At 62.6% G+C, this 13,992-nt stretch carries 7 protein-coding genes; 6 read left to right on the forward strand and 1 reads right to left on the reverse strand.

Annotated elements, in window-relative coordinates; translation table 11 throughout:
* Positions 1-77 precede the first annotated feature (77 nt).
* The 6 genes from B5G42_RS01920 to B5G42_RS01945 all read left to right on the forward strand — a co-directional run bounded on the left by B5G42_RS01920 (position 78) and on the right by B5G42_RS01945 (position 13,690).
* A complete protein-coding gene (locus tag B5G42_RS01920) occupies positions 78-422 on the forward strand; it encodes a cysteine-rich VLP domain-containing protein (protein ID WP_087266149.1) in 345 nt (114 codons plus the stop codon).
* A 192-nt stretch (positions 423-614) separates the two neighbouring features.
* Positions 615-3,269, forward strand: coding sequence for a YodL domain-containing protein (locus B5G42_RS01925; RefSeq protein ID WP_087266151.1), 2,655 nt, complete (start codon positions 615-617; stop codon positions 3,267-3,269).
* Between the two features lies 1 nt (position 3,270).
* A complete protein-coding gene (locus B5G42_RS01930) occupies positions 3,271-3,849 on the forward strand; it encodes a transposon-transfer assisting family protein (RefSeq protein ID WP_087266153.1) in 579 nt (192 codons plus the stop codon).
* Positions 3,846-4,061 carry a transposon-transfer assisting family protein gene (locus tag B5G42_RS01935; RefSeq protein WP_087266155.1) on the forward strand — a complete coding sequence of 72 codons (216 nt, stop codon included), beginning with the start codon at positions 3,846-3,848 and terminating at the stop codon, positions 4,059-4,061. The genes B5G42_RS01930 and B5G42_RS01935 overlap by 4 nt, the downstream gene beginning before the upstream one ends.
* Positions 4,062-4,910: 849 nt before the next feature.
* Positions 4,911-5,270 (forward strand): TnpV protein, encoded by a 360-nt coding sequence (locus B5G42_RS01940; RefSeq protein WP_087266157.1) that lies wholly within the window; start codon positions 4,911-4,913, stop codon positions 5,268-5,270.
* Positions 5,271-5,455: 185 nt separating this feature from the next.
* Positions 5,456-13,690 carry an SNF2-related protein gene (locus B5G42_RS01945; RefSeq protein WP_242961108.1) on the forward strand — a complete coding sequence of 2,745 codons (8,235 nt, stop codon included), beginning with the start codon at positions 5,456-5,458 and terminating at the stop codon, positions 13,688-13,690.
* 23 nt (positions 13,691-13,713) lie between these two features.
* Here B5G42_RS01945 and B5G42_RS01950 read toward each other — a convergent pair whose 3' ends face one another.
* A complete protein-coding gene (locus tag B5G42_RS01950; protein ID WP_087266159.1) occupies positions 13,714-13,980 on the reverse strand; it encodes a hypothetical protein in 267 nt (88 codons plus the stop codon).
* Positions 13,981-13,992 lie beyond the last annotated feature (12 nt).

Consider the following 13,992-nt stretch of genomic DNA (forward strand, 5'->3'; position numbering starts at 1 on the left):
TGATTGTTCCCCTTATATTTTAGGAAGGGTGCTAAGCATAGTTGACTGAACAGCCTAATAATGAGCCATATTTGCGCATGACCGAGGCCCAGCTACGCCGGGCCAAGCGGCTGATCCGCGCCCTGTGCGCCAACTGCGACCATGGCTGCTGCCTGCTGCTGGACGACGGGGACGCCCCCTGTCCCTGCCCGCAGATGCTGACCTACTCTGTCCTCTGCCGCTACTTCCGGTCCGCCGTCCTACCGGTAGACCGGGAGCTGTATGGGGAGGTCCTGGGCGCGGACCACCGGCGGCGCTGCCCGGAGTGCGGCCAGCCCTTCCTGCCCCGGTCCCCCAATACCCGCTACTGCCCGGACTGCGCCGCAAAGCGCACCCGGCGGCACAAGCGGGCCTGGGCGGCCAAAAACCGGGGCAGAGCGTAGAAAAAGTGAGGCCGGAAGTCCCTGTATTTCCAAGGGCTTTTCTGCCGTAAACGGCGTAAGGCATATCCTTTCACCCTGACCGCCCAAAATGCGGCGGCTTTTTCTACATATCACTACCAACCACCCCCACACGGGAGGGAATTTCCCGCCCCGTGTGGGGGCATTTTTTATGCTCTCAGAAAGGAGACCACCATGCCAAAGAAAGACTATCCCAGCCGGGAGCAGCGGATGAAGGACCTGACCCGCCAGCTGGAGCAGGGCATCCGCGAAGTATTCGACAGCGGGAAGTACACGGCTTACCTGGCCGCCATGTCCCGCTTTCACCGCTACTCCGCCCGAAACGTCCTCCTCATCCAGATGCAGCTGCCCAATGCCACCCGCGTGGCCAGCGCCAAGAAGTGGCGGGAGGAGTTTGGACGGCACATCAACCGGGGCGAAAAGGCCATTTACATCATCGCGCCCACCCCCATCGTCCGAAAGGTGGAGCGGCAGAAGATCGACCCGGACACCAAAGCGCCCATGCTGGACGAGAACGGCCACGTCGTGATGGAGGAAAAGGAGTTCCAGGTGCCCCTGTTCCGCCCGGTGACGGTGTTCGACGTATCTCAGACCAGCGGCAGGCCCCTCCCGCAGCTGGCGGAGGACCTGACCGGCGACGTGCGGCAATATGAGGCATTTCTGGAGGCCCTGCGCCGGACCGCGCCGGTCCCCATGGAGTTCATACCCATGGCGGCGAACATGGACGGCTATTTCAGTTTGGACGACCAGCGCATCGCCATCCGGGAGGGCATGAGCCAGGTGCAGACCATCAGCGCCGCCGTCCATGAGATCACCCATTCCATCCTCCACGGGCAGAAGGACGAAAAGAGCCGTTCTACCGAGGAACTGGAGGCCGAGAGCGTGTCCTATGTGGTCTGCCAGTATTACGGCATCGAGACCGGGGCCAACAGCTTCGGCTATCTGGCCTCCTGGAGCAAGAACCGGGAGCTGTCCGAGCTGCGCGCCTGTCTGGATACCATCTCCAAAACCGCCAATGGCCTGATTACCGACATTGACCGCCATTTTGCGGAGGTTTGCAGGGAAAAGGGGATCGAATTGTCTCGGGAAGAAAATTCGCCGAAAATTTCGGCGAATTTCCAGGAGGCAGATACCCCGGAGCAGTTTGCCGCCGATTTCCTGGACTACATGGCGAAAGCCGCCGGTCTGCTGGAGCACCCCTATACTCTGGACCCCAGGGAACAGGCCATCACGGACATCACGGAGGAACTGCGGGCGGGCCACTTTTCCGGCATCCGGGATACCCTGAACCATGTGGGAGAGCAGGCGGGGCTGCCCTCCGCTGTGGTGCTGCTGGACCGGCTGGAGCAGTTGAGCGACGAGAGGGACAAGGGCCTGACCTTCCGCCTGGAGGCCAATCCCCACGCGGCCTCTTATCGGGACCAGGGCTATCTCCAGGCCGCCGAGTGGACCGGCGAGGACTATATCCCCCGTGAAGTGGTCTATGTGGGGCCGACCGACCGATGCCGGGAGCTGCTGTACCAGTTGGAGGCGGGGGAACTGACCGCCCGGCAGGTGCGGGAACTGGACCAGACTGAGCCGAAAGAATTGGAGGGTCTCTACCTGTTGGACGACGCCACCTACCTTCATATTCAGCTCCGAGACGAGGGCTACGACTGCACCCTCTACGATAAAGCGACCCTGCGGCAGCTGGACGGCGGCGTGATCGACCTGGAGGACGTGGCCCTGTCCCCCATCAAGCACCCCCTGCCCGCTGTCCGGGAGGAAATCTTCGACGCCATGGGCGACAGGCCGGAGAAGGTGGAGGCCGTCCCGCTGGAGCTGGTGGAGAAATTGCAGGAGGCGCAGCTGGAACCGCCTGAGAATCCCTACCTTGAGCAGCTGCGGGAGCACTTTGAGCAGGAGGACGCGGCGCTTTGGGACACGCAGCTGGACACCTACCCCATGCCAGACCCGAACTGCACCATGGAGGACTTGGCGGAAGCGGGCTATGCGGAGGGGGACCTTCTGCCCGTCTCCCTGGACACGGCGGCGCTCATGTATGGCGGCGACTTCACGGTCTACATCATCCGCCCCGGTGAGAACCCGGAGATGGTCTTTGACGAGACGGACTTTGACCACCACGACGGCCTCTTTGCCATCCCACGGGAGGAATGGGAGGCCAGCCTGGACTTTGACGACGCCATCCAGGCCCGCCTGGGGGAGGCAGAACAGGAGAAACGGGAGGCCGCCTTCCTGGATCACCAGGGAGATTGCTTCGCCATCTACCAGCTCCACCGGGGGCCAGACCTGCGGGACATCCGCTATATCCCTTTGGAGCGGCTGCGGGCCGAGGGGCAATCCCCGCGGAAAGGCAACTACGATCTGGTCTACACCGCCCCCCTCACCGGCCAGGGGGATACCCTCCAGCAGCTCAATCAGCTTTGGAAGCAGTTTAACAATGCTCACCCGGCGGATTACCACAGCCCCAGTATGAGCATCAGCGACATCGTGGCGCTCAAGCAGGGCGGCGTGGTATCCTGCCACTATGTGGACCAGTACGCCTTTTCTGAGCTGCCCGGCTTCTTCTCCGCCAGGAATCCCCTCCGGGCCGCCGAGGACAGCATCGAGCAGAACGACAACCAGCTGGACGGCATCATCAACAACACCCCCAGCGTGGCGGAGCTGGAGGCCCAGGTCAAGGCCGGCCAGCAGATTTCCCTTCTGGACTTGGCGAACGCCGTCCAAAAGGAACGGGAGAGAAAGTCCGTGGTGGAGCGGCTGAAGCAGCCGCCCCAGCCGGGACGCAAAAAAACAGCGCCGGACAAGGGCGCAGAAAGGGAGCGATGAGATGGGACATGACCGATATGCCATGACCCTGGCGGACACTCCGGCGGAGCTGGTGGGTATCCTCCGGGAGGGTGTTCCGGTGGGGCTGTTCCAGAACCGGACCGAGGCGGGCTATCTTCTGGAGGATGGCACGGCGCTGCTGGAGGCAGAGAAGGACGAAAATGGCTTCTACCTCGGCGGGGCGGGGATGGACGGAATGTACCTGAAAACCAGCGCCCGCTATGAGCCGGTGCGGGATGAGGATGGGCGCGTGACGGCCTTTCGCCGTATTAGCCCGTTTGCTCCCCGTTTCACCGATGAGGAGCAGAAATTGATTTCCCAGTATGCGCTGAACACTCAAGAAAACCTGCTTTCGGACCTGGAGGCGGCCATGCGTGTCATCAAGGAGCCCCGCCTCCACACCCTGTTCGCCAGCACACGGGACAAGCTGGCCCAAGTGCCGCCCGACGCCTGCACCCGGCTGATGGCCGACCTCCGCTTCACCTACCAGAGCCGGCACCAGCAGGACCTCCGGCAGCGGGCGAGGTCCGCCAAACCATCCAAACACAAAAATAAGAGAAGGAGAGACATGGAGCGATGAACGCATTTACCTATGAGGAACAGGAGCTTATGAGCATCTATGACCCCGGCACCAGGGAGGGCCTGATTGCCAACCTGGAGGAGATGCGGGGATACCTGGAACCGGACGAGGATGAGCTGCGAGAGCTGACGGACAGCGCCCTGGAGAAGCTGCGGGGCATCAGCGACGCCGAGTATGAGCAGCTGGAGCTCATGCCGGATTTTGAGGACTGAATTTGACTGGAATGGGGCGGCCGCTGTGCCGCCCCATTTTTGATCCAAAATGAAAGGGGGAGATAACCGTGGCGGCTAACGCCCAGGTTTTCGCGCAAATGGCAGACCAGACCGCCCGGCAGATTACGGGCAGTTACCGGGAGTGGACGGCCTTTCTCACCACCGCCGCCCGCCTCTATAAGTACCCATACCATGAGCAGCTGATGATCTACGCCCAGCGCCCGGAGGCCACCGCCTGCGCGGAGTACGACTTCTGGAACCGACGGATGGGCCGGTATGTCCGCCGTGGGTCCAGGGGCATCGCCCTGGTGGACACCAGCGGCGGCAAGCCGAGCCTGCGCTATGTGTTTGATGTGGCGGATACCGGCGGCGGAGAACGTGCCCGCCGCCCCTATCTGTGGCAGCTCCGGCCCGAGCACGAGGCGGCGGTGCGGCAGGCCCTGGCGGATCACTTCGACGTGCCGGACGACCCCGCACAGCCGCTTGTTTCCCAGCTGGAGCAGATAGCCAGCCGTCTGGCAACAGACTACTGGGAGGAACATCAACAGGAAATCCTCGGCATCGTTGACGGTTCCTTTCTGGAGGAATATGATGAGTTCAACATCGGGGCGGCGTTCCGCAGCGCCGCCTCTGTGAGCACCGCCTACGCTCTCCTGTCCCGGTGTGGGCTGGAGCCAGCGCGGTATTTTGAGCATGAGGACTTCCTGAGCGTATTTGACTGGAATACCCCCGCCGCCGTGGCCGCCCTGGGCACAGCGGTGAGCGAGGCCAGTGAGCAGGTCCTGCGGAGAATTGAAATCACCATCAAGCACTATGAGCGCGAGAAAATCGCAGAAAGGAGCCAGAACCATGACCAACGAGCTGACCTACATCCAGAACGGGGACTACCTGATCCCCAACCTGACCCTGAGCGAACCGCCGGAGGCCGCGCCCCTGGGCAAATACGGGCGGATGCGGAAGAACTACCTGGAGAAGCACCGGCCCATCCTGTTCCAGAAGATGCTGCTGGAGGAGAGCTTGTACCCCCACCTGCGGGAGACCGACGAGACGGCCCGGCGGAGGCTGGACGAGATGATGCCCCAGCTGGCGAAGGAGGCGGGGGCGACGGAGGCGTTGAAGGCAGCCGCCCCGATGAGCTGGGTGGGCCTGATGAACAACTGCAAGGCACAGGCGGAGGAGATCATCCTGAGCGAGCTGGTGTTCAGCTAACCGAACAAGCCGGGCAATTCAGTCTGTTCCCCACAGAGCGGGAGCAGCGGGAATCCATTTTGGAAGCGGAGAGCGTACAAACGCCCTCCGCTTTTTCCATCTCTGGTGAGGAATGGGATGTGGAGCTGCGGCGCGGGTCCGGCACTCAGGACAGCAAGCTGCGCATTTACGCCATGTACCTGGGGATGCCGGATACCAGGGCCGCCGTGGCCTTTCTGAAACAGGAATATGGCTCTTACTACGCACACAGCCAGACCTATCAGGACGGCAGCCACGGGACTGTCATTTATACCGCGAAGGATATTGAGTTTCGGCGGTATTCCCCCGGCGGCAGCGTACACATTCCCTGGAGCAGGGCCGCCGCCCGGCTGAAGGAGCTGATCTCCGGCCAGGACTATTTCACACCAGCGGAAAAAGAACGCTGGGACGCCATTGTGCGGGAGTTCCAACAGCGGGGAGAGGCGCTGCCCCAGCCGGTACCCCGTGTGGCATATCCGCCGCCCTACCGCACGGAGCAGCTGACCCTGGACGCTTCGGCGGCGGGACCGGCGCTGCCCACGCCAGACCCTATCCCCGCGCCGCCCTTCCACCGGCAGTATCTCCCGGAAATCCTGCGCCACGAGGATGGGGCGGCCTCCTGGGAGGCCCTGGTCAAGTTCTTCGCGGACCACCCGGAGGAAACGCTGCGGGCCAGCTACCTGCGCCTGCGGTTTGGTGAGGTTCCACATCAATATCCAGCTGAGGATGGGACCACCATCGGCTTTCAGGGCTTCTCGGACCAGCTCCATGTGTGGGAGGGCAGCATCAGCAACCCGGCTGCCGAGACCCGGCTGACCTGGCCGGAGGTTTGTCTGCTGGCAGAAAAGGAGATTGCCCCGGAACAGGCCCCGCCGGAGACCATTGTGGAGCCACCGACCCAGGAGGTCCCGCCGGAGGTGCCGGAGCGGCCCCAGCCGTCCAGAGCGGTCACACAGGCCGACATCGACGCCGCCATCCAGGAGTGGAACGGCAGCATTGAGAGCAAACACGCCGTTGTCCGCTACATGAAGGAGCACGGACGGGAAAAGGACACCGCCGCCTGGCTGCGGCAGGAATACGGCGACGGCCTGCCCGCCTTCCCTGTGACGGTGGACGGTGCGGCGGCTGACGTACCCTGGCCCAAGGTCCAGCGCCGGATTGCCCAGCTCATCCGGGAGGACCGCTTCTATACCCAGGCCGAGCAGGACAATTTTGACAGCATTGATCCCATCGCCATCCGGGAGGAGCTGGCCCGGCGGGGCATCGTCAACGGCCAGGTGGTGGACCCGGAGAAGCTGGACAATGACCCCTTCATCCAGCAAGTCATGGCCGATGCGGAGCGGGTTGCCGGAATGGAGAAGTCGGAGGCTTACACCAGTCCGGGTGGTCACACCTATCATCCTGGGGACGCCATAGACGCTTTCGTTGATGACAAGAGCTCCGTGGTTCGTATGGTCCTTGACCATGTGGACGAGGACTACATCTGGTACACCATGCCCAGTGTCCCCGGCCAGGAGCCGGTACAGATGCGCAGGGAGATATTTGAGAAATACCTGGACAATGGCGAGTTCCAACCTGTACCAACGCCGGTGCCGGAGAAAACGTCAGAGCGGAAGCCCACACCTACGGTCCGGGAGATTTATGAACAATATCTTCCCATCGTGCGGGAAAAGGTGCTGGCAGACAAAGCCTATCAGAACGCCTGCCGGAACTCAGACCGGGAGAACGCCATGCTGGAGGGCACGGAGGCCATCAAGCGGGCGGTCCGCACCATGGAGGACACGACCTTCCTCCGCCTCTATTATGATTTGGCGAGCTTCCACAACCGCCTCCATCAGGCGGTGCTGGACGAGACCTACCCCATCCTGGCCCACCCCGCCCCGCCGGACTTATCCCAACAGCCAATGGCCCGCGACGGCGACACCATCACCATTGGGGAGGGAGAGCCGACCCATGAAATAGACATTTCGGTTTCTGACGGGGACTGGGCGGAGATACAGGAAGCGGTCCCGGAAAATCAGCTTGAGCCGGAGGTTGTGACCCTCGATGGACAGCCCCGCAATCCGCTCTCCTCCGCCTATGGCGTGGGGGATTTCGTCTATCTGGAGGATAGGGAGTATAAGATTGCCGCCCTGGAGCGGGGGCGGGTGGAGCTCCTGGACCCCACGCTGTCCTACCCCGTCTACCGGCTGGAAACGCGGGAGGACTTTGAGCGGCTGCTGAAGCAGGACCAGCGCAACGGCCCCATTACCGAGTTTCTGCCCGCTGATTTAGAGCGGTTCGACCAAGACCTGCGGGAGGTGCTGACCTCCGGCCTGCTGACAGACCGGGACAAGGACTATGTTTCCCAATGGCTGAGAAACGGCGAGGGCAACACCAAAATCGCCCAGCGCCTTTCCACACAGCTTGCTGGCCGGGTGGAGACCATGGACATTGTGACCGGCGAGGCGGCAGACTACCGGGCCGCGACTACCGGCCTGGAGGTGGAGATCATCCGGGACGATGACAAGATACTTGCCACCGCCTCCGCCTCCTGGCGGGAGCTGGCCGCCGTTCTCCGCGCCCTGTATCAACAGGAGCTGGATGGCTTTTCCCACACGCCGGTCCAGCGGGAGGCGGTACGTCTGGAGGGTACCCCGGCCTATCAGGTGGGCGACCAGGTAACGCTGCCCGCCCCGGACCATGTGATCAGCGGCACCATCGGCTACATCGGGGAACAGGAAATCCGCATCGACACCGGGCCGTATGTCTGGAGCCACGAGACGGTCCAGCGGGAACAGTTTGAGGAGTGGCTGCGACAGGATGAGCGCAACAGCCATCTCACAGAGTTTATGTATGCTGATTTGGATTCGGTTGACCGCGACTTGCGGGAAGTGTTGACCGCTGACGGCGGCTTGCTCTCACAGGCGGAACGGGATGAAATCGCTTCCCGTTTCCGAGCTGGCGAAGGGAACACGCAAATCGCCGCGCTTTTATCTGAAATGGCCTCTGACCATGCAGAGCACTTGACGCTTTCTGCGGGAGGCCAGACAGATTACTACACCTCGACCGATGGTGTGGAAATCAATGTCCTGGATGACCATGCCAACGGGAAAAATGCGGCCTCGTTCTCATGGAGGGAAGCTGCCGCTGTCCTCCGCGCTGTGTACCAGATGGAACAGGCAGATCCCGCTCATGTGCGCGGGCAGAGAGAACCGCAGTCAGAGGTGGATAAATCTGTGCAGATAAAAACTGCTGCGCTTTATCCGGCGGAGGAAAACCATCTACCCTACGATGTGGTGATCCAGACCATCCGCACCAGCGAACCGGAGCCGCCAGCGCCCTCCCATGACCCGGAGCCGGAGCCGCCCCAGCCCGAAGCCGGGAATTTCCGCATCACAGACCCCCGCCTGGGCGAGGGCGGTCCCAAGGAGAAGTTCCGGCGCAACGTCGAGGCCATCCGCACTCTGAAACGGATTGAGGCCGAGGGGCGCGGTGCCACGGCGGCAGAACAGGAGGTCTTGTCCCGGTATGTGGGCTGGGGCGGCCTGCCGGACGCCTTTGACGCCGGGAAGGAGGACTGGTCCCGGGAATACCAGGAGCTCAAGGGCCTGCTGACAGATACAGAGTATGCCGCCGCCAGGGCCTCCACACTCAGCGCCTACTACACCAGCCCCACCATCGTCAGCGCGGTCTACGAGGCCCTGGGCAGCCTGGGCTTCCAGAAGGGCAACATTCTGGAGCCCTCCTGCGGCGTGGGCAACTTCTTCGGCCTGCTGCCGGAGGCCATGGCGGGCAGCAAGCTCTACGGCGTGGAGCTGGACAGCATCAGCGGGCGTATCGCCACCCTGCTCTACCCGGACGCCGACATTCTGGTCCGGGGCTTTGAGAAGGCCCACTTCCCGGACGGCTTCTTTGACGTGGCCATCGGCAATATCCCCTTCGGCGGATTCAGGCTGGCGGACAGCCGCTACGAGAAACAGAACTTCTTCATCCATGACTACTTCTTTGCCAAGGCCATTGACCAGGTGCGGCCGGGCGGCATCATCGCCTTCCTCACCTCCAACGGCATCAGCGGCGGCACCATGGACAAGAAGGACGACCGGCCCCGGCGCTACCTCGCGGAGCGGTGTGAGCTGCTGGGGGCCATCCGTCTGCCCAACAACGCCTTCCTGTCCAACGCGGGGACGGACATCACCACGGACCTGGTGATCCTTCAGAAGCTGGAGATGCCCCGCCAGCTGGGGGCGGAGTTGCCCCTTTGGGTGCAGACGGACACCCTGATGGAGCAGGAGCACACCAACAGCCGGGGCGAGACCCGGCGCAACTTCGTCACCATCAACCGCTATTTCCAGGAACACCCGGAGATGGTGCTGGGCAATCTGGAGGTTGAATCCGGCCCCTATGGGCCGCAGCTTGTCTGCAAGCCCATCCCCGGCGCGGACCTTGCCCAACAACTCCACGAGGCGGTGAGCCATATCCAGGGCCGGATTACAGCGGTGGAGCTGCCGGAGCTGGGCGGCGGGGACGAGGACGCTCCCGTGGAGCACAGCATCCCGGCGGACCCCAATGTGCGCAACTACTCCTATACCGTGGTGGACGGGGAAGTGTACTTCCGGGAGAACAGCATCATGGTGAAGCCCGAGCTGAACGCCACCGCTGCGGCCCGCGTCCTGGGCATGGTGGAGCTGCGGGACTGCGCCCACAGGCTCATTGATCTCCAGATGGAGGACGGGGACCCTCTTGCCATCCGGGGGGAACAGCAGCGCCTCAACAACCTCTATGACGCCTTCACCGCCAAATATGGCCGCATCAACAGCCGGGCCAACGAGCTGGCCTTCTCGGAGGACAGCTCCTACTATCTGCTCTGCTCCCTGGAGGTGCTGGACGACGACGGCAACTTCCAGGAAAAGGCGGATATGTTCACCAAGCGGACCATCCAGCCCCACCGGGCCGTCACCCATGTGGACACAGCCTCCGAGGCCCTGGCCGTCTCCATTTCAGAGCGGGCCAGGGTGGATATGGCCTACATGGCCCAACTCTCCGGCAAGAGCGAGGCGGAGCTGGCCGCAGACCTGCGTGGCGTTATCTTCCGCCTGCCGGACCAGGAGGACGGCAAGGCCGTCTATGTGGCGGCGGACGAATACCTCTCCGGCAACGTGCGCCAAAAGCTGGCCCAGGCACGGCGGGCGGCGGAGGCCGACCCCGTGTTCCAGGATAACGTGGAGGCGCTGGAACAGGCGCTCCCCAAGGACCTGGACGCCTCTGAAATTGAGGTGCGCCTGGGCGCTACCTGGATCGACGCTAAGTACATCCAGCAGTTCATGTATGAGACCTTCCGAACTCCTAATTATGTCAAAAACGAGGTGCGCGTTCACTTCTCCGCCTACACCGCCGAATGGAGCATCACTCACAAGGGGGCGGTCTCCTCGGACAATGTGGCCGCCTACGATACCTTCGGCACAGGCCGGGCCAACGCCTACTATATCCTGGAGAACACGCTGAATCTGCGGGATGTGCGCGTCTATGACACCATCAAGGAGGCGGATGGCACGGAGCGCCGGGTGCTCAACCAGAAGGAGACCACCCTGGCCCAGCAGAAGCAGCAGGCCATCAAGGACGCCTTCCGGGACTGGATATGGAGGGACCCGGAGCGCCGCCACGCCCTGGTGCGTAAGTACAATGATCTGTTCAACTCCATCCGCCCACGGGAGTACGATGGCAGGCATATCGTGTTTGGCGGCATGAACCCGGAGATTAAGCTGCGGGAACACCAACTCAACGCCGTGGCCCACATCCTCTACGGCGGCAACACCCTCCTGGCCCATGAGGTAGGCGCGGGCAAGACCTTCGAGATGGTGGCCGCCGCCATGGAGAGCAAGCGGCTGGGGCTGTGCCGCAAGTCTCTGTTCGCCGTCCCCAACCATCTGGTGGAGCAATGGGCTTCGGAGTTCCTGCGCCTCTATCCCGCCGCCAATATCTTGGTGACGACCCAGCGGGACTTTGAGACCAAGAACCGCAAGAAGTTCTGTGCCAAGATCGCCACAGGAGACTACGACGCGGTGATTATGGGCCACTCCCAGTTTGAACGCCTGCCGGTCTCCTGGGAGCGCCGGGAGCGGCTGCTCCACGACCAGATCGCGGAGATCGAGGAAGGCATTGAGGAGCTGCGGGCCAGCGGCGCGGAACGGGTGTCCATCAAGCAGCTGGAGCGCACCAAAAAATCCTTGCAGGCCCGGCTGGAGAAGCTCAACTCTACCCGCCGCAAGGACAATGTTGTGACCTTCGAGCAGCTGGGCGTGGACCGCCTCTTTGTGGACGAGGCTCACAGCTATAAAAATTTGTTCCTCTACACCAAGATGCGCAACGTGGCGGGCCTGTCCACCAGCGACGCCCAAAAATCCAGCGATATGCTCTTAAAATGCCGCTATCTGGATGAGATCACCGGCGGCAAGGGCGTGGTGTTCGCCACCGGCACCCCGGTCTCCAACTCCATGACAGAGTTATATACCATGCAGCGGTATCTCCAACAGGCCACGCTGGAACATCAGGGGCTTAACCATTTTGACAACTGGGCCTCCACCTTTGGGGAGACGGTGACGGCCATCGAGCTGGCCCCCGAGGGAACTGGCTACCGGGCCCGGACCCGCTTCGCCAACTTCTTCAATCTGCCGGAACTCATGGCCATGTTCCATGAGACAGCAGACATCAAGACCGCCGACCAGCTGCACCTCCCCGCCCCGGAGGTGGAGTACCATGTGGAGAAGTCCGAGCCCACCGGCCACCAGAAGGCCATGGTGCAGGAGCTCTCCAAGCGGGCTGCCCAGGTTCACACCGGGCGGGTGGACCCCAGGAGGGACAACATGCTCAAGATTACGTCGGATGGGCGGAAATTGGGCCTGGACCAGCGGATCATCAACCCCATGCTGCCCGACGACCCCAGCAGCAAGGTCAATCGCTGCGTGGACAACATCCTGCGCATCTGGAAGGAGGGCACGGCGGACAGGCTGACCCAGCTTGTATTTTGTGACATCTCCACCCCCAAGGCCAAGGCCGCCGCCCAGCGGGACAAGACCGCTATGGCGGCGGGTGATAAGACCGGCGGGGACCTTCACGCCCTGACCAATCTGCTGGACGGCGTGGAGCCGGACGCGCCCTTCTCCGTCTATGAGGACATCCGGGACAAACTCATCGCTGGGGGCATTCCGGCCCAGGAGATCGCCTTTATCCACGACGCCAACACCCCAGCCCGGAAAAAGGAGCTGTTTTCCAAGGTCCGGCAGGGCCGGGTGCGGGTGCTCATGGGCAGCACCTTCAAGATGGGGGCAGGCACGAATGTCCAGGACCGCCTCATCGCCCTCCATGACCTGGACTGTCCCTGGCGGCCCGGCGACCTGGAGCAACGCAAGGGCCGCATCGTCCGCCAGGGCAACCGCAACAAGAAGGTACATATTTACCGCTACGTCACCGAGGGCACCTTCGACAGCTATCTGTGGCAGACGGTGGAAAACAAACAGAAGTTCATCTCTCAGATCATGACTTCCAAATCCCCGGTGCGCTCCTGCAAGGATGTGGACGAGACAACCCTGTCCTATGCCGAGATCAAAGCCCTGTGCGCCGGAAATCCGCTCATCAAGGAGAAGATGAATCTGGAGGTTGATGTAGCCCGGTTGAAGGTCCTCAAGGCGGACCACCAGAGCAGGCAGTTCCGCATGGAGGACAACGTGCTGCGCTACTTCCCGGAGCAGATCAAGGAGGCAGAGGGCTTCATCGCCGCGCTGGAGAAGGATATGGCTACCCTGGCCGCCCACCCCCATCCGGTCACGGTCAAGGAGGCCGGGAACGGCAAGGCGGCGGAGGTGGAGAAGGGCTTCGCCGGGATGCTGATACGGGGGGACACCCTCACCGACAAGGACAATGCCGGGGCCGCCATCCTGGAAGCCTGCAAGGAGGTCAAGGACAACAAGCCGGTGGAGATCGGCAGCTACCGGGGCTTTGCCATGTTCCTGTCTGTGGAGAACTTTGGCTCCGACTTCATCCTGACCCTAAAAGGGGAGATGTCCCACCGGGCCACCCTGGGCACCGATGCCAGGGGCAACCTGACCCGCATCGACAACGCCCTGGCCGGTATGCCGGACCGAGTGAAAAGCCTCCAGGTCCGGCTGGGCAACCTGCGGGAGCAGCTGAAGGACGCCAAGGCCGAGCTGGGCAAGCCCTTTCCCCAGGAGGCGGAGCTGGCGGAAAAGAGCGCACGGCTGGCAGAGCTGAATGTGCAGCTGGATATAGACAGCAATCACGGGACAGCCCAGCGCGGGCAGACGGTGGCAAAGGCGGAGCGCCCCTCCGTGCTGGAGGGCCTGCGGCGGCCTGTACCGCCCAGGACGGTGGAGAAACGGGACAAAAGCCACACGATGGAGCGGTAAAGGAAACGCGGCCCCAGCGTCTCTCAGGAGCTTTCCTTGGCGCTGGGGCCGGCCTCCGCCCGCTTCGCTTTTTCCCGGCGGCGCTGTTTCTGTGCCGCCTTCTTCTGGCGCTTTTCCTCGATCTCACGCAGCCACACATTCACCGGCGCTTTCCACGGTTCGCTTTTGCTGGGGATATTTTTCACCAGACTGCGGGGATTGAGGCCCAGGCGCTTGGCCCGCGCGATGTCCTCATCGCTTAGGCGGCATTTCTTTTTTGCCTCCTGCCACATCTGCTCACTGTACGCCATAAAATTACCCCC

This window comes from Flavonifractor sp. An91 (assembly GCF_002159225.1).
Taxonomy (GTDB): Bacteria; Bacillota; Clostridia; order Oscillospirales; family Oscillospiraceae; genus Flavonifractor; species Flavonifractor avicola.